The sequence below is a fragment of the Micromonospora sp. NBRC 110038 genome, assembly GCF_020884815.1.
In the GTDB taxonomy this organism is placed as follows: Bacteria; Actinomycetota; Actinomycetes; order Mycobacteriales; family Micromonosporaceae; genus Micromonospora; species Micromonospora haikouensis.
In genome coordinates, this window is record NZ_BBOL01000003.1 from 684,085 (window position 1) to 703,245 (window position 19,161).

Here is a 19,161-nt window from a genome sequence, read left to right on the forward strand (position 1 = left end):
CGCGGACCCGCGGCGGCCCGCCCCGCCCGGCGCTCCTGTCGGTCAGCGGCCGGGCACGCAGACCCGGCCGGTGAACGCCGGGTCCGGTTCCCGCACGTCTGCCCACGCCGGATTGGCCGAGATGTCCAGCGGCGGCGCCTGCCAGGCGGCGGTGAGCCGCTGGATCAGCGTGTACTCGGCCCGGGTCCGCTGCACCGGCTCGCCGGCGAGGAAGGCGACCAGGTTGTCCCGGACCTGCGTCCGGTCGAGCAGGCCACCGTGCACGCCGATGGTCTGGAAGACCGGGATGCCGGTGTAGTCGCCGGGCGGCGCCTCGGCGGCCGTCGTGTACGGCAGGAAGGCCACCATCCGCACGCCGGGCACCGGGCACATGAACCGGTTGCGGTAGAACGGCGCGTCGTCGAGCAGCGAGCGGATGAACGGCTCGTCCGGGCCGTTGCCGGGCCCGCCGCTGAGTCGGACGGGTTCGTAGAGGGCCCGCAGGTACCAGCCGGTGACCAGCCCCCATCCCCGGCGCTCGCCGGGCGGCGGATAGTAGGCCCGGCCGGCCCCGATCAGCGGGCTGAACATGGCCAGCGCGTCGACCGCCGGGTGGGGCCGTTGGGCGAGGTAGGTGCGGGCCACGAGCGCCCCCTCGCTCTCCCCGACCAGGGCCACCTTCCGGCCGGTTTGCCGGTGCAGCCGGTCCACCTGGTCGGCGAGCAGCCGCACGCTGTCCGCCATCGAGATCGTGGTGTCCGTCGGCCCGTAGGGCCGGGGCTCGCCGTCGGGGCCCAGCCCCCGGTAGGAGAACCACTGCACCCTCGGGTCGCGCGGCTGCTCGCCCCCGTACGCAGAGCCGTAGCCCGCCAGCACGACCACCGCCTGGGTGATCTCCGGTGGCAGCGGCTGGTCGAGCAGCACCTGCTCGGCCCGCAGGCTGGCCGGCACCGCGTCCGCCGCCAGCGGGATCAGCACCGGCACGGCGGACGCGACCAGCACCACCAGCGGCACCACCGGCACCCGGGCCAGCCTGGGCGGCGGCGCGAGCAGGGCCGCCCGGACGATCCGGATCCACAGCAGCCCGTTCACCACGCCCGCCACGGCGGCCACCGGCACCGTCCACCAGGTCGGCACGCTCCACGCCACCGCGCCGGCCACCGTGAGCGCCACGAGGTTCAGCAGCGACCAGCCGAACAGCCTGATCGACGGCAGGCCCCGCCACCACGGATCAACCATGGCCGCCCGCTGCATGAACGGGGCGATCAGGAACATCGGCAGCAGGGACGCGAGCAGCACCCAGGACAGCGCCACCACCGACGCGGCCACCGAGATCACCGCCCACGGCGAGACGACGACCGTGACCACCACGGCGAGGATGAACGCCCGCCGCAGCATCCGGCGCACCGACGGCATCGGCATCCCGTCCGGCCACGCCAGCCGCACCATGAGGACGTGGTAACCGGTGCGGGCCAGCACCACCAGCCAGAACGTCGTCAGGAACTCGGGCCACGACTGGTGGTAGACGAACATCCACCGCAGGTCGTGGTAGGTGTCGTACGGCCAGACGGCGCCGGTCTGCGGCGCGAGCCCTTCGGCCGCCACGAAGCCCATCGCCACCAGCACGATGGCCTCGACGGTGGGGAACAGGCCGGTGAGGACGAGCAGCCCGACCTGCCTGCGGCCCACGCGCCCCCACCTCCGCCCGAAGCTCCCCTCGCAGGTTCCACCAGCGGGGCCCCGGTGTCAGCGAATCCGGCGAACTCGCCCAGGCGGCGGGCCCCCGGATGGCTGGACCTCCCGCCCCGGTGGCCGGTGGCGGCCGGTGGCGGCCGTCAGAGCTGGGGCATCACCTCGGCGGCGACCAGCTCGACGTGGTCCAGGTCGGCCAGGTCGAGGACCTGGAGGTAGATCCGGCCGCTGCCGGTCTCGGCGTACCGGCCGATCCTGTCGACGACCTCGGCGGGGGTGCCGGCGAGGCCGTTCTCGCGCAGCTCGGCCGGCTCCCGCCCGATCGCCTCGGCCCGCCTGCGCACCTCCGCCTCGTCCCGCCCGCAGCACAGCACCAGTGCGTTGGACCAGTTCATCCCGGCCGGGTCCCGGCCGATCTCCGCGCACGCGGCGCGGACCCGCTCGAACTGCGCAGCCGTCTCCTCGATCGAGACGAACGGCAGGTTGAACTCGTCGGCGTAGCGGGCCGCGAGGCGGGGCGTACGCTTCGGCCCCTTCCCGCCGAGCAGGATCGGCGGGCGCGGCTGCTGCACCGGCTTGGGCAGGGCCGGCGAGCCCTGCACCGGGTAGTAGCGTCCGGCGAAGTCGAAGGTCTCACCGGCCGGGGTCTCCCAGAGCCCGGTGATGACGGCGAGCTGCTCCTCCAGCCGGTCGAACCGCTCCCCCAGCGGCGGGAACGGGATGCCGTACGCGCTGTGCTCCTCGGCGAACCAGCCGGCGCCGATGCCCAGCTCCACCCGTCCGCCGCTCATCTGGTCGACCTGCGCGACGGTGATCGCGAGGGGCCCGGGGAACCGGAAGGTGGCGGCCGTCATCAGCGTGCCGAGCCGGATCCGGGAGGTGTCCCGGGCCAGCCCGGCGAGGGTGGTCCAGGCGTCGGTGGGGCCGGGGTCGCCGCTGACCGAGCCCATCTTCAGGTAGTGGTCGGAACGGAAGAACGCGCCGTAGCCGGCGTCCTCGGCGCAGCGGGCCACGGCGAGCAGCTGGTCGTAGCTGGCGCCCTGCTGGGGTTCGGTGAAGATCCGCAGTTCCATTCCCCGAGCATAGGGAGGTGCAGGGCAGGGCCCCTCGGCAATGCCTCCGGTAGCGAAGGGGCACCCTCCGCACGCCCCGGGCTGCCCGCCCCGCGACGCCCGCTAGGGGCCCGCCCGCGCCACCCACGCCGGGCGGGCGGGTCAGGGCTGGCCGAGGCCGGCCTCGCGGGCCCGCCGGATGGCCTGGCTGCGGTCGGCGACCTGGAGCTTGCCGAGCACGTTGGACAGGTGGTTGCGGACGGTCTTCGGGCTCAGGGTCAGCCGGCGAGCGATGACGAGGTTGCTCAGCCCCTGGGCGACCAGGTCGAGCACCTCGCGCTCCCGGTCGGTCAGCTCGGGGAAGGGCGCCGGGCCGCTCGCCCGCCCCCCGGCCAGGAAGCCGATCGCCCGGCTCGCCACCACCGGCCCGAGCAGCACCTCCCCGTTGGCCACCGCCCGGACGGCGCGGTCCACCTCGCCCGGCGCGGCGCCCTTGAGCAGGTAGCCCCGTGCTCCGGCGCGCAGCGCGGCGAAGACGGAGTCGTCGTCGTCCAGCATCGTCACCACCAGCACCCCGACCCCCGGGTGCCGGCCGACGATCTCGCGGGTGGCCTCCACCCCGGACCGGCCGCCGCCGAGGTGGAGATCCATGATGATCACCTGCGGGCGGGTGAGGTCGGCGACCCGGACGGCCTCGTCGGCGTCCGCGGCCTCGCCGACGACCTCCAGCCCGGGTGTGGACGCCAGCAGCGCCGTCATGCCGAGCCGGAACACGGGATGGTCGTCGACGACCGCCACCCGGATCGCCGCCTCGTCACCGCCCACGAACGGTCACCTCCGACCCGCCCGACGCGACCCCCACCGGCGGCACAACGCCGACCGGCAGCAGACCGCCCTCCACGCGCGCAGCGCCCACCGGCAGCAGACCGCCCTCCAAACGCGCCGCGTCCACCGGCAGCGCCGCGTCCACCGCAGCTCCCATCGGCCGCTCAGCACCCACCGGCCGGGCACCGTCGGCCGGGGTCCCGGCCAGGAGCGGCGGGGGCGGCGGGAGCCGGTCGGCGGGCACGCGCACGCTGACGACCGTCCCGCCGTCCGACCCCGGCCCGACCGCGCACACCCCGCCGATCCCCTCGGCCCGCTCCCGCATCGAGAGCATGCCGACCCCGGCCGGGATGCCCGCCCCGATGCCCCGCCCGGCGTCGGCGACCCGCACGGCGAGCCCGTCGGCGTCGCGCTCGACCAGCACCGTGCAGACCGACGCGCCCGAGTGCCGTTGGGCGTTGCGGACGGCCTCGGCGACGATGCCGTACACGGCGGTGGCCACCGGCTCGGGCAGCGGCAGCGGCGGGGCGTCCACCTGCACGACCAGCCCCGAGCCGTCGTACCGCCCGGCCAGCTCGTGCAGGGCGGGGGCCAGCCCGCGCTCGCCGAGGACCGGCGGCAGCAGGCCGCGGGCCAGGTCACGGACCTGCTCGACGCCCTGGTCCGTCTCGTCGCGCAGCCGGTCCAGCAGCCGGCCGGCGGCAGCCGGGTCGACGCCGAGCAGGTTGCGGGCCGCCTGGAGGCCGAGCGCCACCCCGGCGAGGGTGGGGCCGAGGCCGTCGTGCAGGTCCCGGCGCAGCTTGCGGCGTTCCGAGTCGCGGGCCTCGGCCAGCCGGGACCGCGAGGCCACCAGTGCCCGGCTGGTGGCGACGAGGCTGGCCGCCGAGGCGACCACGGGGGCCAGGTCGACCAACGCCGATCGGGTACGCCCGTCGAGCCGCTCGCCGGCCCGCGCCCACGCGATGAGCCGCCCGACCTCCCGTTCGCCCCGCCGCAGCGGCAGCACCAGCGGCTCACCCACCGGCCCGGGCGAGGCGCAGTGGGCGGTGCAGGGCTCCGGGCCGTCCACCTCGATGCCGCACGCGCCCAGCCGCAGCGAGTCGGTGAGGCTCCGCGCCACCCCGGTCAGCACGTCGGCCGGGTCCTCGCTGGCGCTGATCCGGTCCCCCACGCCCCGGACCACCCCGAGCGGCTCGGCGGCGGCACCGTGGATGAGCCGGTCCACCCGCCGCTGCACCCACCAGCGGCCCGGCTGCACGGCGGCGGCGACGAGGGCCGTGACCAGCACCCCGGGCACCGCCCGGCTGGCCGGGAGCAGGGCGTCCAGGGTGGTCACCCCGACGACGTACGCGGCGACCAGCAGGAACGTCAGCAGGAACCAGACCAGCGTACGGCGGACGGCGATCTCGATCCCCCACAGCCGCTGCCGCAGCACGACGGCCAGCACGGCGGCCGGGAAGAACGCCTGGGCGGCCAGCATGCCCGTCGGGGGCAGCCAGGGCGGCACCAGGTGCGCCCGGTCGGCGGGCAGCGCCACCGGGGCGAAGCTCACCGCGAGCAGCGCCGTGCCCACGGCGAGCCAGCCCAGTCCGACCCGTTCGGTGGTCGACGCGACCCGCCGCCGCCACAGCAGCCCACCGGCGGCGATCAGCCCGAGCACCGGCACCAGGGCGGCGAGCACGGGCAGGACCAGCTCGACCAGCGTCGCCCAGCCGGCGCTGCGGATCGGCATCGGCACGTCGGAGCCGGTGGCCCCCGGGCCCGGCCAGGTGAGCTGGCACAGCTCGAAGGCGGCCACGACCGCCGCGCCCGCCGTCACCGCCACCCGCGCCGGCACCGGCAGCCGCCCCTCCCGCACCAGCCACGGCAGCACCACGATCAGCGACAGCATGCCCGGCGCCCAGCCCCAGTGCCGGGCCGAGGTGAGCCAGGTGATCTCGGGCAGCCCGGGGTGCACCCGCAGCAGGTCGGCGTACTGCGCGCCCAGGGCGGAGACCCCACCGCCGATCCCGGTCACGGCGAGCAGCCAGGCGACCGGGTGCCCCCGGCGCAGCAGGACCAGCCAGGCCACCGTCCCGTAGACGGCGCAGTCGGTGAAGTCGACGAGGAAGTAGAGCTGGGTCAGCCCCCACGGGCGGTGGGCCAGCGCCCAACACAGCGCGGTGCCGGTGAACAGCAGTGCGCAGGCGACGGCGACGGCCCGGGCGGCGACCGGGCGGCGGTGGTCGTCGCCGGTGCTCGGGACGGGGCGGGCACGCGGCGGCGGGTCGGCCAGCATGACGTGATCCTGTCAGCCGCGTCGTCGGTTGCCGATGGCCCGTTGCTCCAGGGCGGATGTCGGTCCCGCGACAGTCGCCCGCCGGCCGGCGGGGACGGGGTGGGCGCTGACGGACACGGAGGCCTCCGGGCTGACGGCTCGTGGGCGTGGGCCGGCGGGTCGCGGTGCGGGCGACGGCCCCGGCCCGTCGAGCATCCCGGTCCCGGTGTCCCGGCCGCCTGGTGCGTGCCGTCCCGGTCGGTCGGGAACTTCCGCCGCGCGCCGCGGGCCCGGCCCGCCGGTACCGCTGTCCCTTCCCGCCGGGACGCCGGGCGACGGACCGTCTGTGCCGTGGCGTCGCAGGGACGTCGCGTGCCAGGTGTGACCAGGAGGCGGCAGTGGACGACCAGGACCGGATTCGCTTGATCGGCGCCGTGCGGGAGCTGGCCCCGGAGCTGGCCCGGCGGGCGGAGGAGATCGAGGCGGCCCGGGGGCTGCCCGTCGACCTGCTCGACCGGCTGCGGGCCGCCGGCTGTTTCCGGATGTTCGTGCCGCGCAGCCACGGCGGGTACGACGCCGACCCGCACACCGGCCTGGCGGTGCTGGAGGCGCTGGCCCGCGCGGACGGGTCCACGGGCTGGACGGTGATGATCGGCGCGGAGACCCCGCACCTGCTGGCGATGCTGCCCCGCGACCAGTTCGACAAGCTGTACGCCCACGGCCCAGACGTCGTGGTGGCCGGCGGCTTCGCCCCGCAGGGGCGGGCGGAGCTGGCCGACGGCGGTTTCCAGGTGACCGGGCGGTGGGCGTTCGCCAGCGGGTCCCGGCACGCCGACTGGATCTTCGGCAACTGCGTGCTCACCGGCGACGGTCAGCCGCTGCCCGGCCCGGCCGGCCAGCCGGTGGAGGTCCGCTCGATGCTGCTCCCGGCCGGACAGGTGACCGTGGAGGACACCTGGCACGCCCTCGGGCTGCGCGGCACCGGCAGCCACGACGTGCGGGTCGACGCCGTCTACTGCCCGGTCGAGCGGAGCTTCGACCTGTTCACCGGCGTCCCGTGCGTGCCGGGGCCGGGTTTCGTCGCGCCGCTGGCCCAGTTCGTCCTGCACCTGGGCGCGGTGGCCGTCGGGATCGCCCAGGGCGCCCTGGACGACACGGTCACCCTGCTCGACGGGGGCCGGCGGCGGCTCTACGCCCGGCAGTCGCTGGCCGACTCGCCGGCCTTCCGGGAGCGGCTGGGCCGGGCCGACCTGCACGTCCGGGCGGCCCGGGCGCTGCTGCGGTCGCTGGCCGACGACCTGTTCCGGGCGGCGCACGGCGGCGGGCCGGCCGCGTTCGCCGCGTTGCAGCCGCGCATCTCGGCCAGCCTGCCCTGGGTCACCGAGGTCACCGCCGCCGCCGTGGACGCCTGCTACCGGGCGACCGGGGGCGGCGCGGCGCGGGACTCCTCGCCCGTGCAGCGCCGCTTCCGGGACATCCACACGTTCTCGCAGCACGCGGCGGCGGCCGAGGGCTGGCTGGGCAACAACGGCAGCCAACTGCTCGGCCGCCCGGTCGAGCTCGCCTACTGACGGCGGGGTTGCGCCGGCGACGATGGCCCACCGCCCGGCCCGACCGGGCGGGGTCAGTCGCCCGCGCCCAGGGCGACCACCGGGCTCACCCGGGCCGCCCGGCGCGCCGGCAGCAGCCCGGCGAGCGCCGTCGCCACCGTGAGGGCCAGCACGACCCCGGCGAGCTGCCCGGCCGGGAACTCGACGGGCGCGTCCTGGCCGAGCGCCGCGACGGTCAGCCACGAGTACGGCCACGCCAGCAGCAGGCCGAGGGCCGCGCCGAGGACGCCGTACAGGCCCGCCTCGACCGTCAGCATCGCCCCGAGGCGGCGACGCGACATCCCGACGGCCCGCAGCAGGCCGGACTCCCGGGTGCGTTCCACCACGGACAGGGCCGTGGTGGTGCCGACGCCGACCACGGCGACGACCACGGTCAGGCCGAGCAGGGACAGCAGCACCCCCAGCAACGCGTCGAGCCGGCCGTCCAGTTCGTCGCGGTCGTCGGCGGTCACCACGATGCCCACCTGCTGACCGCCGGCCGCGCGCAGGGCCCGCACCGCCGCCGTCCGGGCCCGGTCGTCGTCGCCCGCCACGTCGGCCAGCAGCCCGGTCGGGCCGGCCGGCACGCCGAGCCGGTCCAGGTCCGCCGGGTCGACCAGCAGGCCCGCGCCGACCGGGGTGTTCGCCATGGTCGCGGCCACCCGCAGCCGCACCGACCGGTCGCCCCGGGTGACGGTCACCTCGTCGCCCGGCCGCACGCCCGCCTGTTCGGCGAGGAACCGCAGCAGCACCACCCGCCCCGGGCCGGCGTCGGTGAGTCGACCGGCGCTCGCGCCGAAGTCCGACCAGGTGGCCAGCGCGCGCAGGTCCAGGTCGGTGGCGGCGAGCCCGTCGACCGCCGCGCCGGCGACGCGCACGTCGGGGCTGCTGCGGTACGGCACCACCCGGTCCAGCTCGCCGATGCCCCGGACGCGCTGCACGAGCCCGGCCGGCAGCGGCCCGTCGCCCCGGGCGGTGACGGCGACGTCGGCCGGCGCCATGCCGGCGAGTTCCCGCTTGAGCAGCGTCCCGAGCGAGGCGCTGCCGACGAGCGCGCCCGCGACCAGGGTGACCCCGAGCGCGACGACGACGCTGACCGCCGCCGCCCGGCGGGGCGCCCCGCCGACCCCGCCGACGGCCAGCCGGCCGAGCGGGCCGAGGCGGCGCAGCGGCCAGCCGACGACCGCCAGCACCGGGCGCACGAGCAGCGGCCCGAGGGCCACCAGCGCGGCGTACGCGAGCGCGCCGGACGCCACGATCGTCAGCAGCGGGTTCGCCGGATCGTAGTTCTCGGTGTCGGGGCCGGGCAGCCGGCTCGCCACCAGCAGCGCCACCAGCACCGCGCCCACGGCGAGCAGGAGTCCCGCCGCAGCGCGCAGCCGGCCGACGCCGCGCCGGCCGGCCGTGGTGCTGGCCGCGCGCAGCGCCTCCAGCGGGGCGACCCGGGCGGCGGTGACCGCCGGGGCGAGCACCGCCAGCGCCGTGACCAGGGCCGCGCCGAGCGCCACGGCGACCGCCGCCGCGACCGGGTGGCCGGGCGAGGCCACGGCGAGGCCGAACCCCCGCAGCACCGGCGGCAGCCCGTGCCCGACGCCGTACGCGGCCAGCACGCCGGCCAGGCCCGCGACGAGGCCGGTGCCGGCCCCCTCGACGACCAGCGCCCGGAACAGCCCGGCGCGGGGCGCCCCGACGGCGCGCAGCAGGGCGAGCTGCCGCATCCGCTGGGCGAAGACGATCCGGAACGTGGAGGTGGCGACCAGCACCGCCGCCACGACGGCGATCGCCACGAACATCGTGACGAGGGCGAAGAGGTCCTGGACGCGCTCGCTGACCTGGTCGGCCTCCGCGCGGCGGACCTCCGACCCGGCGCGGACGACGAGGCCGGCACCGGCGCGCTCGGACGGGGCGGCCGACGCACCGGGAGCCGACGGGCCGGAAGCCGACGGGCCGGGGGCCGACGCGGCGCGGGCCAGCGCGGCGGACACGACGTCGGGGTCGACGCCGGGGGCGAGCCGCACCTCGACCTGCCGGAGCTGGTCGGAGCCGCCGAGGCGGGCGGCGAACGCCTCCGTGGTGTAGCCGGTCTCCCCCGGGTCGTCCGGGGCGTCGACCACGCCGACGACGGTCACCGCGACCGGCCGGTCCGGCGCCGCGCCCGCCAGCCGCAGGGTCTCGCCGACGCCCAGCCCGAGCCGGTCGACGGTGCGCCGGGTGACGGCCAGTTCACTCGCCGCGGCCGGGTACCGCCCCTGCACGACGCGGACCGTGGCGAGCGGCCCGGAGCCGGGGTCGGCGTACACGGACAGGCCCGCGCCCGGGTCGTCGGCGAACTCGTGGAAGGCGTCCGTGCGGCCCACCGCCTCGGCGACGCCGGGCAGCCGGCGGGCCGCGTCCAGCGTCCGCAGGGAGACGCCGTCGCCGCCGGTGACGACCAGGTCGGCCGCCGCCGGGGTCCCGCTGAAACCGGCGAGCACGGTCCGCTCGGTGACCTGGTAGGCCAGCACGGTGCCGAACACGACGAACGCCGCGACGATCACGGCCAGGCCCGTCAGCAGCGTCCGGGCGGGGCGGCGGGCCGCCTCGACGAGCTGCGCGCGCAGCAGCACGGCGCGCCGGCTCACCGGGCCGCCGCCAGGCCGTGCAGGGCGGCGGTGACCGCGCCCCGGTCGGGCTCGGCCAGGTCGCCGGCGACCCGGCCGTCCGCGAGCAGCACCACCCGGTCGGCGTACGCGGCGGCGACCGGGTCGTGGGTCACCATGACGACGGTCTGCCCGAGGGTACGCACGCAGTCGCGCAGCAGGCCGAGCACCTCGGCACCGGCGCGGGAGTCGAGGTTGCCCGTCGGCTCGTCGGCGAAGACGACCTCGGGGCGGGACACCAGGGCCCGGGCGAGGGCGACCCGCTGCTGCTGGCCCCCGGACAGCTCGCTGGGGCGGTGCGCCAGCCGGTCGCCGATGCCGAGCGCGTCCACCACGTGGTCGAGGAACTCCCGGTCGACGCCGCGCCCGGCGAGGTCCAGCGGCAGGGTGACGTTCTGCGCGGCGGTGAGCTGGGGCAGCAGGTTGAACGACTGGAAGACGAACCCGATGCGCTCCCGGCGGACCCGGGTCAGCACCCGGTCGGACTGCCGGCCGAGGTCGGTGCCGCCGAGCAGCACCTGCCCGGAGGTGGCCGTGTCGAGCCCGGCCAGGCAGTGCATGAGGGTGGACTTGCCGGAGCCGGACGGGCCCATGATCGCCGTGAACGCGGCGCGGCGGAAGCCCACCGTCACGCCGTCGAGGGCGCGTACCGCCGTGGCTCCCCTGCCGTACACCTTGACCAGGTCGACCGCCGCGACGGCCGCCGTGGGGTCGGGATGGTGCGTCGTCATGTCTCCTCCACCTCCGGTGCCGGTCACCGGGACGCCGCAGAGCCTCCCGGCGCGCGGGCCGTCGGCGCATCCGTCCGGGGTCGGGTCCGCGCCCGCCGCCTCCGACTTTCGGCAGATCCGGCGGGCCGGCCGGGTGGCTACGGTGGGGGCGATGACCGGAACCCTCAGCGGCGGGTGGCGGCGGGCCGGGCAGGCCGCCGCCCTGGCCGGCATGGCGCTGCTCGGCCTCGTCGACGTCGTCGGCGGCCGGATCTTCCCCGTCGCCGGCCTGCTCGCCGTGCCGGCCGCGCTGGCGCAGGTCGCGCTGGCGGTCGCCACGGCGGCGGTGTGGTTGCCCGCCCACCGGCAGGGCTCGCGCCGGCTGGCGGCGGCCGGCGGCGCGGTGGCGGCCTGGTCGCTGGCGACGACGGCGGCGTACGCCCTCCTGCGCGAGACCGGCGGCCTGGACGGCCGGGTGCCGGTGCGGGGGGCGGACCACCTGTGGGGGCTGGCGGAGTCGGCGGGGCTGCTCGGGATGGTCTTCGTGCTGGCGCGGCGGGCCGCCCCGCTGCCGGCCCTGGCCGCCGTGGCCGCGACCGGCCTCGCCGTCGCCGCGCTGCCGCTGCGCGCCGGGGCCGGCAGCACCTACCTGATCATCGGCATGGCCTACGCGCTGCTCGCGGCGGGGGCCGCCGCCGCCGGCATGTACCTGCGGCTGGCGGAGACCGCCCGGGAGCGCCGGGTCGCGGCGGTACGCGCGGAGCAGCGCGCCGAGTTCGCCCGGGACCTGCACGACTTCGTCGCCCACCACGTCACCGGGATCGTGGTGCAGGCCCAGGGCGCCCGGTACGTCGCGGGGCGCGACCCGCAGCGGGCCGTCGCCGCGCTGGAGCAGATCGAGCGGGCCGGCGCGGAGACCATGACGGCGATGCGCCGCATGATCGGGGTGCTGCGCGGCCAGGACGGGCCGCCCGACGCGCCGGTGACGCCCCTGGCCGGGGTGGTCGACCTGGCGGAGCTGGTCGCGGCGTTCACCGCCGCCGGCCCGGTCCCGGCCCACCTGCACACCGACGGGCCGCTCGGGGACCTGCCGGTCGAGGTGACCACGTCGGCGTACCGGGTGGTGATGGAGGCGCTGACGAACGTCCGGCGGCACGCCACCGGGGCGCGGCGGGTGGACGTGCTGGTCAGCCGTACGCCGCAGTGGTTGTCGGTGCGGGTGGCCGACGACGGGCGGGGGCAGCGCGGCGGCCGGCCGGGATACGGGCTGACCGGGCTGACCGAGCGGGTGGGCGCGCTCGGCGGGCGGCTGCGGGCCGGCCCCGGCGTCGACGGAGGATGGGTGGTCGACGCGGCGCTGCCGCTGGTCGGCGGGTCCTCTGCCGGGCGGGGCCTTTCCGGCCCGGCGGCTCGGGGGCTCGCGGGCGGGGAGGGCGGCCGGTGATCCGGGTGCTGGTGGCCGACGACCAGGCGATGGTGCGCACCGGGTTCGGGATGATCATCGGAGCGCAGCCGGACATGGAGCTGGTCGGCGAGGCCGGCGACGGCGTGGAGGCGGTCGAGCTGACCCGCCGGCTGCGCCCCGACGTCGTGCTGCTGGACATCCGCATGCCGAGGCTGAACGGGCTGGACGCGCTGCGCCGGCTCGCCGGCCCCGGCGTCGTGGACCCGGTGCGGGTGGTCGTGGTGACCACGTTCGACCTCGACGAGTACGTGCACGCCGCGCTGCGCAACGGCGCGTGCGGGTTCCTGCTCAAGGACTCCGGCCCCGCCCTGCTGGTGGAGGCGGTCCGGGCCGCCGTGTCCGGCGACGCCCTGATCAGCCCGTCGATCACCGTACGGCTGCTGCGGCACCTCAATCCGCCGGAGCCCGCGCGCCCCGACCCGGCGGGGCTGTCACCCCGGGAGCTGGACGTGGTGCGGCTGGTGGCGCGGGGCGCGACCAACGCGGAGATCGCCGCGAAGCTGTTCATCTCCGTCGGCACGGTCAAGACGCACCTCGGCAGCGTGCAGGCGAAGCTGGACGCCCGCAACCGGGTGGAGATCGCCGCCTGGGCCTGGGAACGCCGCCTCGTCGGCTGACGGCGGGGCGGTCGGGGCGACGTGCCACCTCACGTGGCGGGCACGGTCATTCGCCGACCGGCGCCGAGCACGTCACCGGCTGGCCCGGGACGCCGGTCACCCTGGCCGCCTCCCGCCCCTCGACCACGATGCGGCAGGTCAGCGCGCCCCGCGACGGCGTCGCTTCCAGGGTCGTCTCGCCGCGTTCGACGACCAGGGTCGCCTGCCACGGCACCGGCCCGGTCTCCTGGGTGGTCCGCTGGGTCGCCGTCCCGTCGCCGCCCTCCGCCGGCACCACGATCACGGGGCCGACGGTGACGCCGGGCTCGCCGGTCAGCTCGTACCGCACCTCCAGCGGGCCGGTGTCCGCGCAGGCGGAGGCCAGCAGCAGGACCGGACCGAGCAGCAGGCTCCCGGGCAGGACACGCCACGGGCTCGCGGACAGGGTACGGCGCACGGGGGCACTCCTCGTCGTCACGATGGCGGCGGAGCCGATGCGTCCGCCGGCAGGTGCCACCCTCGCACCGGCGCCCGGCCGACCGCCTCCCTCCGGGGACGGAGAATCCCCCGCCGGCTCAGCCGTTCGGCAGAGGCCATGGAACCGCGCAGGGGGCGGGACGGCTCAGGCGGTCGTCCAGCGGTGGGTGGCCGCCGGATGGTCGTCGCGCACCCGGGTCACCCCGGGGCCGTGGAAGCTCTCCCGCAGGGTGTCGCCGGCGTACTCGCGCCACACCCTGCCCCGGCGCTGCAACTCGGGCACGACCAGGTCGACGAAGTCGCGGAAGGTCACCGGCGGGACCGGGTCGGCGATGTTGAAACCGTCGATGTCGGCCTCGTCCATCCAGCGTTCCAGCTCGTCGGCGACGGTCGCCGGGCTGCCGACGATGACCGGGCCGCCGCCGCCCACCCCGACGAACTCCGCGATCGCCCGGGGCGTCCAGGTGCGGCTCGGGTCCAGGGTGGTGAACAGCTCCACCATGCCCCGGATGCCGTCGGTGTCGACGTACTCCAGGGGCCGGTCCAGGTCCAGCGCGGACAGGTCGATGTGCATCAGCGCGCTCCACCGCGCCAGCGCCCCCTCCACGCTGGCGTACCGCTGGTAGTCGGCGAGCTTGGCGCGGGCCTCGTCGTCGGTGTCGGCGACGATCACGGTGGCGATGGCGAAGAACCGCACCGACGCCGGGTCCCTGCCGGCCGCCACGGCCTGCTCGCGCACCCCGGACACCAGCCGCCGGGCCATCGACGGCAGGTACGCCGAGAGGAACACCCCTTCGGCGTGCCGCCCGGCGAACGCCCGCCCCGCCGGGGAGGTGCCCGCCTGGTAGAGCACGGGGGTGCGCTGCACGCCCGGTTCGGCCAGGGCGATGTCCGGCACCCGGTACCAGGTGCCCTCGTGGCCGACGGGGCGCACCCTCGCCGGGTCGACGAAGATTCCCGACGCGGCGTCGCGGACCACCGCGTCGTCGGCCCAGCTCGACTCCCACAGCCGGTAGACCGCCTCCATGAACTCCTCGGCCATCGCGTACCGCTCGTCGTGCGGCAGCTGGGTGACCAGGCCGAGGTTGCGGGCGGCGCTGTCCAGCGCGGACGTCACGATGTTCCAGCCGATCCGACCGCCGGTCAGGTGGTCGAGGGTGGTCATCTTCCGGGCGAACGCGTACGGCTGCTCGTAGGTGGTGGAGACGGTGACCGCGAAGCCGAGGTGCCGGGTGACGGCGGCCATCGCACTGATCGCCAGCAGCGGGTCGTCGGTGGGGGTCTGGATGCCGTCGCGCAGCGCCGCGTCGACCCGCCCCTGGTAGACGTCGAGCGGGCCGAGCGCGTCGGCGACGAAGAGCGCGTCGAACCGCCCCCGCTCCAGGATCCGCGCGGTGTCGAGCCAGTAGTCGAGGTCGCGGTAGCGATGCGCCTGGCTGTCCGGGTGCCGCCACAGCCCGATCGCGGTGTGGCCCACCGTGGACTGGCGCAGCCCGTTGAGTCGGATCCGTCGCTCGGTCATGCTGATGCCCTTTCGGACGAGGTGCCGATGATGGAGCCTTCGCACGAGGTGCCGATGATGGAGCCCGGGGAGGTGTCGACGACCCGGCCCGGGGAGGTGTCGACGACGAGGTCGGCCCGGCCGCGCACGTCGTCGGCCGCGTAGTAGGCGTCCTCCTGGGCCGCCCAGCGGGACCAGTGCGGGGCGTAGGTGTCGCCATCGCGGGCCAGCGCGCGGGCCCGGCGCAGCGCGGTGGGGGCGTCGACCCAGACCACCCCGCTCAGGTACGGGGCCAGCTGCCGCGCGCCGCTGCCCACCCCGTCGACGACCAGCCAGTCCCGGTCGCCGACCGGGTGCCACTCGGCGTACCGGCCGGTCGCCCAGTCCCAGCGCCGCCAGCGGGCGGGCGCGTCGCGCGACAACGGCTCCAACACCCAGTCGTGGGCCGCCGTCACGCCGGCGAGCAGCCCGTCCCAGCCCGGGTAGAGGTCGTCCAGCCGCAGCAGCTCGGCCCCGAGCCGGTCGGCGACGGCGGTGGCGAGGTCGCTCTTGCCCGCCCCGGATCGGCCCTCGACGGCGAGCACCCGGGTGCGTCCGGCGCGCGGCGACCGGCCCCGGGCCCAGGCGGCGACCTGGTCGGCGGCGGTCACGAGTGGCTCCGTACCCGGTCGGGGGTGATCCGCAGGACCACCCGGCCGGCTTCCTGCTCCGGCGTGCCGGTGACGTGGGCGGCACCGGTGTAGCTGCGGGCCAGCTCGTCGATGAGGGCGTGGGCGTCCTCGTCGGTGACGGTGGCGCGGCCCCGGATCTCGACGTAGCGGGTGGGCCGGGCCCGGTCGTAGACCAGGACGGTGACCCGGGGATCGCGGCGGATGTTGCGGACCTTGCGCCGGCCGTCCTTGGTGGCCATGACGAGGTGGTCGCCGTCGCGGCCGACCCACATGACGGACAGCTGCGCGCGACCGTCCGGTTCGGTGGTGGACAGCACCGCGAACTCGGGTCGGTCGAGCAGCGCGCGGGTGTCCGGGTCGAGCCGGGCGGCCGGCTCGTCGCCCCGGGTCAGCGGCAGGGCCGGGTCGGCGGACCACTCTTCGAGGGAGCCGTCGTAGAGGGCGACGTCGGCGCGGCCGGCCGCCGCCAGCGCGACGCCCAGGGCGGCGGCGGAGATGCCGCCGCCGCAGTAGAGCCAGACCGGCCGGGGGTCGGCCAGCAGGTCGCCGAGCGCGGCGCGCAGCTCGGGTCCGGGCAGGTAGCGGCCATCGGGGCCGACCAGCGCGCGGGCCGGCAGGTTGCCGCTGCCGGGGAGGTGGCCGCGCCGGGTGTAGCGGGTCGGCACGTCGCCCCGGTAGGCGTCCGCGCCGAGCGCGCAGACCACCGTGGCGTCGGCGTCGCCGGCCAGCCAGCGTCGCAGGTCGTCGCGCTCGACCCAGCGGCCCGACCGGACCCGGGGCGTGAGCCGCCCGGCGGCGGGGACGGCGGCACCGGCGTCGGGCCCGTCCGCGCCGGTGGCCACCGGATGGCCGGCGGCCCGCCAGGCCGCCAGGCCGCCGTCGAGCACCTGTGCCGGCACGCCGATCCAGTCGAGCAGCCACCACAGCCGGGCCGCCCAGATGCCGCCTGCGGTGTCGTAGACCACCACCGGTACGCCGTCGACGACGCCGAGCCGGGCCAGCGCGGCGGCCAGCGCCGCCGGTGTGGGCCGGGCGAAGTGGTACGGCGCCGCCGGGTCGCTCAGCTCGACGAGCAGGTCGGCGTGCCGGGAGCCGGGAAGGTGCTCCCGGAGCCAGCCGGCGTGGCCGGAGGCGGCCCAGTGGTCACCGTCGTGGGCGGCGGCGGGCAGCTCGACGGTGGCGTCGAGCACCACCGGCCGGGGTCGGGTCGCCAGGCGTTCCCGCAGTTCCGCCGCCGACACCAGGACGCTCACCGCGGCACCCCCACCGGACCCACCGGCCGGTACGCGTCGCGCCAGTCGAACCCGGCGGGCAGGATGCCGTTGGCCGCCAACCAGCCGGTGTACGGCTCCATCAGCTCGGCGCGCACCGTCCCCCAGCGACCCTCGTGCCACCACGTCGGCGCGATCAGCTCCAGGGAGCGGGCCAGCAGGGCGCGCGGAAAGTAGGGGATCACCCGGTCGAGCACCGCGAGGGTCTGCTCCGGGTCGTCGGTGGCCGCCCGGTAGCCCCGCGCGGTCACCTCCAGGAAGGTGGCGAGCAGGTCGTCGCGGCCGTCCAGCGCGGGACCGGTGCCGAGCAGATAGCTGTGGTACGGGGGCGCGCCGATCTCGTCGACCGGCCAGACGACGCGCCGCTCGCCGGGCAGGTCCGCCATCAGCGCGTCCCACGCCCAGTAGCCGCCGAAGGTGGCGTCGACGTGGCCGGCGGCGATGTCGTCGACGCTCAGCTCGCGGTATCCGCTGTCGACCAGTTCGACGCCGTCCGGGTCGCCGCCGTCGGCGGCGACGAGGTGGCGGACCATGGCCACCCCGCGCGGGGTCGGGTTGAGCGCGAGCCGCTTGCCGACCAGGTCACGGGGGCGGGCGATGCCGCGCCCGGTGACCGTCTGGATGGTCTCCATGCCCCGGTGGTTGATCGCGGCGACGGCGTGCAGCGGTTGGCCGGCGGCGCGACGGACCAGCAGCCGGTTGGTGGGGAAGACGCCGAGGTGCACCTCCCCCCGGCGCAGGTGCTCCAGGGTGTCGCCGCGCAGCGCGTCGAAGACGGTCAGCTCGACATCGAGCCCCGCCTCCCGGTACCAGCCGGCGTTGCTGGCCACGTAGAGGCCGGCGGCGTTGGGCCACGGGTGGAAGTACTCCAACATCACGCGCAGGTGGGTGCGGGTCGCCACGCCGCCCTGTCGGGTGCGGGTCATGACGCCTCCTTTCGCAGCAGTTCGGTCAGTCGGCGGCGCAGCCGCACGAACTCCGGGTCGTCGACGACCTCGTCGCGGCGGGGCCGGGGGAAGGGCACGTCCACCCGCGCGGTGACCGTGGCCGGCCGGCGGGTGAGCACGTAGACGGTGTCGGAGAGCAGCAGCGCCTCCTCGATGCTGTGGGTGACGAAGAGGATCGAGCGGCGCTCGGTCTCCCACAGGTCGAGCAGCCACCGGTGCATCTCGGCGCGCAGCATCGCGTCGAGCGCGCTGAACGGCTCGTCCAGACAGATCAGGTCGTGCCCGGAGAGCAGCGCCCGCAGGAACGCCACCCGCTGCTGCATGCCGCCGGAGAGCTGGTGCGGGTACGCGCGGGCGAACCCGCCCAGGCCGACCCGGTCGAGCCACCGGCGGGCGACGGCGCGGGTGGCCCGCCGGGACGCCCCGGCGAGTTCCCGGGCGAGCACCACGTTGTCCTCGACGGTGCGCCAGGGCAGCAGGGCGGGCTGCTGCGGCATGTAGCCGACCAGTCCCCGCCGGCCGGCGGTGGGCTGCCCATCGACGCGGATCGTCCCCGACTCGGCGGTGACCAGGCCGCCGATCAGGTGGAACAGGGTGCTCTTGCCGCTGCCGGACGGGCCGACGACGGAGACGAACTCGCCGCGGCGTACCCGCAGGCTCACCTCCCGCAGGACGGAGAGGTCGCCGTAATGGTGGGACAGGTCGGTGATCTCCAGGGCGTACCCGGTCACGGCCGCTCCCCCGCAGTCGGCCGGCCCCGGACGGCGAGGCGTTCGCCGAGCGCGACCAGCCCGAAGACGAGCAGCGCCAGGACGACGACGACGGCGATGGCGACGAACATCCGGTCGGCGCGGAACGCCGACTTCTGCACGATCATGTAGCGGCCGATGCCCTGGTCGCTGCCGATCCACTCGGAGATGACCGCGCCGAAGACGCTGTACGTGGCGGCGATCTTCAGCCCGGAGAACATCGTCGGCAGCGCGGCGGGCCATTGGAAGGCGGTGAACATCTGCCGCCGGTTGGCCCCGCTCATCAGCAGGTAGTCGGCGATCACCGGGTCGCCCCGGCGCAGCCCGTCGAGGGTCGCCACGGCGACCGGGAAGAAGCAGACCAGCACGATCACCACGAGCTTCGGGGCGATGCCGAAGCCCAACCAGACCACCAGCAGCGGCGCGATGGCGATGATCGGCACGTTCTGGCTGACCACCAGCAGGGGGTACACCGCGGCCCGCAGCACCGGCACCAGGTGCAGGACCACGGCGACCAGCAGGCCGGTGGCCGCCCCGGCGGCGAAGCCGAGCAGGGTCAGCCGCGCGGTGGCGAGGGTGTGCGCGGTCAGCGCGGTGCGCTGCTCGGCGGCGGCGGCGAACAGGTCGGCGGGGCTGGGCAGCAGCCACGGGTCGATGCCGGAGAGCGTGGTGTAGAGCTGCCAGGCCCCGACGAGCGCCACCAGCGTCGCCACCGGTGGCGCCCATCGTCGCAGGGCCACG

16 protein-coding genes are annotated in these 19,161 nt (G+C 76.7%); 3 read left to right on the forward strand and 13 right to left on the reverse strand.

Going from position 1 to position 19,161, the window contains the following annotated elements; genetic code table 11:
* Nucleotides 1–42: 42 nt before the first annotated feature.
* From LPU61_RS14745 to LPU61_RS14760, 4 genes are all read right to left on the reverse strand, one after another.
* The gene (locus tag LPU61_RS14745; protein WP_229405187.1) at nt 43–1,668 is read right to left on the reverse strand and encodes a hypothetical protein; all 1,626 of its coding nucleotides are present in this window, start codon (nt 1,666–1,668) and stop codon (nt 43–45) included.
* A gap of 146 nt (nt 1,669–1,814) precedes the next feature.
* Entirely contained in the window at nt 1,815–2,744 is a 930-nt protein-coding gene (locus LPU61_RS14750; RefSeq protein ID WP_043966893.1) for an LLM class F420-dependent oxidoreductase, read from the reverse strand.
* Between the two features lie 141 nt (nt 2,745–2,885).
* Entirely contained in the window at nt 2,886–3,548 is a 663-nt protein-coding gene (locus tag LPU61_RS14755) for a response regulator transcription factor (RefSeq protein WP_229405188.1), read from the reverse strand.
* Entirely contained in the window at nt 3,538–5,826 is a 2,289-nt protein-coding gene (locus LPU61_RS14760; RefSeq protein ID WP_229405189.1) for a sensor histidine kinase, read from the reverse strand. Before LPU61_RS14760 ends, LPU61_RS14755 begins: the two co-directional genes overlap by 11 nt.
* A 377-nt stretch (nt 5,827–6,203) precedes the next feature.
* On the opposite strand from LPU61_RS14760, the gene LPU61_RS14765 reads away from it, so the two are divergent.
* Nucleotides 6,204–7,376, forward strand: a complete 1,173-nt coding sequence (locus LPU61_RS14765) for an acyl-CoA dehydrogenase family protein (RefSeq protein ID WP_043966891.1) — start codon at nt 6,204–6,206, stop codon at nt 7,374–7,376.
* A gap of 53 nt (nt 7,377–7,429) precedes the next feature.
* Here the strand turns inward: LPU61_RS14765 and LPU61_RS14770 are convergent, their stop codons facing one another.
* Together LPU61_RS14770 and LPU61_RS14775 are read right to left on the reverse strand one after the other, a co-directional pair.
* The gene (locus LPU61_RS14770) at nt 7,430–10,015 is read right to left on the reverse strand and encodes an ABC transporter permease (protein WP_229405190.1); all 2,586 of its coding nucleotides are present in this window, start codon (nt 10,013–10,015) and stop codon (nt 7,430–7,432) included.
* The gene (locus LPU61_RS14775) at nt 10,012–10,764 is read right to left on the reverse strand and encodes an ABC transporter ATP-binding protein (RefSeq protein ID WP_229405191.1); all 753 of its coding nucleotides are present in this window, start codon (nt 10,762–10,764) and stop codon (nt 10,012–10,014) included. The genes LPU61_RS14770 and LPU61_RS14775 overlap by 4 nt, the downstream gene beginning before the upstream one ends.
* Before the next feature lie 151 nt (nt 10,765–10,915).
* On the opposite strand from LPU61_RS14775, the gene LPU61_RS14780 reads away from it, so the two are divergent.
* Both LPU61_RS14780 and LPU61_RS14785 read left to right on the forward strand, forming a co-directional pair.
* Nucleotides 10,916–12,187, forward strand: a complete 1,272-nt coding sequence (locus tag LPU61_RS14780) for a sensor histidine kinase (protein ID WP_082106820.1) — start codon at nt 10,916–10,918, stop codon at nt 12,185–12,187.
* Nucleotides 12,184–12,825, forward strand: a complete 642-nt coding sequence (locus LPU61_RS14785) for a response regulator transcription factor (RefSeq protein ID WP_043966885.1) — start codon at nt 12,184–12,186, stop codon at nt 12,823–12,825. Before LPU61_RS14780 ends, LPU61_RS14785 begins: the two co-directional genes overlap by 4 nt.
* A gap of 46 nt (nt 12,826–12,871) precedes the next feature.
* Here LPU61_RS14785 and LPU61_RS14790 read toward each other — a convergent pair whose 3' ends face one another.
* From LPU61_RS14790 to LPU61_RS14820, 7 genes are all read right to left on the reverse strand, one after another.
* Nucleotides 12,872–13,261 carry a hypothetical protein gene (locus tag LPU61_RS14790; protein WP_043966883.1) on the reverse strand — a complete coding sequence of 130 codons (390 nt, stop codon included), beginning with the start codon at nt 13,259–13,261 and terminating at the stop codon, nt 12,872–12,874.
* A gap of 165 nt (nt 13,262–13,426) precedes the next feature.
* Nucleotides 13,427–14,803: an LLM class flavin-dependent oxidoreductase gene (locus LPU61_RS14795; RefSeq protein WP_043966881.1), complete on the reverse strand. Its 1,377-nt coding sequence runs from the start codon at nt 14,801–14,803 to the stop codon at nt 13,427–13,429.
* Complete coding sequence (locus LPU61_RS14800) at nt 14,800–15,432, reverse strand: dephospho-CoA kinase (protein WP_229405192.1); 633 nt, start codon at nt 15,430–15,432, stop codon at nt 14,800–14,802. The genes LPU61_RS14795 and LPU61_RS14800 overlap by 4 nt, the downstream gene beginning before the upstream one ends.
* Nucleotides 15,429–16,706, reverse strand: coding sequence for a TIGR03618 family F420-dependent PPOX class oxidoreductase (locus LPU61_RS14805; protein ID WP_229405193.1), 1,278 nt, complete (start codon nt 16,704–16,706; stop codon nt 15,429–15,431). Before LPU61_RS14805 ends, LPU61_RS14800 begins: the two co-directional genes overlap by 4 nt.
* Nucleotides 16,703–17,650, reverse strand: coding sequence for an ABC transporter substrate-binding protein (locus LPU61_RS14810; RefSeq protein WP_229405194.1), 948 nt, complete (start codon nt 17,648–17,650; stop codon nt 16,703–16,705). Before LPU61_RS14810 ends, LPU61_RS14805 begins: the two co-directional genes overlap by 4 nt.
* On the reverse strand, nt 17,647–18,402 hold the full coding sequence (locus LPU61_RS14815; protein WP_229405195.1) for an ABC transporter ATP-binding protein: 756 nt from the start codon (nt 18,400–18,402) through the stop codon (nt 17,647–17,649). Before LPU61_RS14815 ends, LPU61_RS14810 begins: the two co-directional genes overlap by 4 nt.
* Nucleotides 18,399–19,160, reverse strand: coding sequence for an ABC transporter permease (locus LPU61_RS14820; RefSeq protein WP_199486126.1), 762 nt, complete (start codon nt 19,158–19,160; stop codon nt 18,399–18,401). Before LPU61_RS14820 ends, LPU61_RS14815 begins: the two co-directional genes overlap by 4 nt.
* Nucleotide 19,161: the final 1 nt, after the last annotated feature.

What these genes read in the sequence shown, in the direction of transcription:
- LPU61_RS14795 (WP_043966881.1), bottom strand. Translation starts at nt 14,803, where the DNA reads ATGACCGAGCGACGGATCCGACTCAACGGGCTGCGCCAGTCCACGGTG.
- LPU61_RS14760 (WP_229405189.1), bottom strand. Translation starts at nt 5,826, where the DNA reads ATGCTGGCCGACCCGCCGCCGCGTGCCCGCCCCGTCCCGAGCACCGGC.
- LPU61_RS14780 (WP_082106820.1), top strand. Translation starts at nt 10,916, where the DNA reads ATGACCGGAACCCTCAGCGGCGGGTGGCGGCGGGCCGGGCAGGCCGCC.
- LPU61_RS14810 (WP_229405194.1), bottom strand. Translation starts at nt 17,650, where the DNA reads ATGACCCGCACCCGACAGGGCGGCGTGGCGACCCGCACCCACCTGCGC.
- LPU61_RS14750 (WP_043966893.1), bottom strand. Translation starts at nt 2,744, where the DNA reads ATGGAACTGCGGATCTTCACCGAACCCCAGCAGGGCGCCAGCTACGAC.
- LPU61_RS14775 (WP_229405191.1), bottom strand. Translation starts at nt 10,764, where the DNA reads ATGACGACGCACCATCCCGACCCCACGGCGGCCGTCGCGGCGGTCGAC.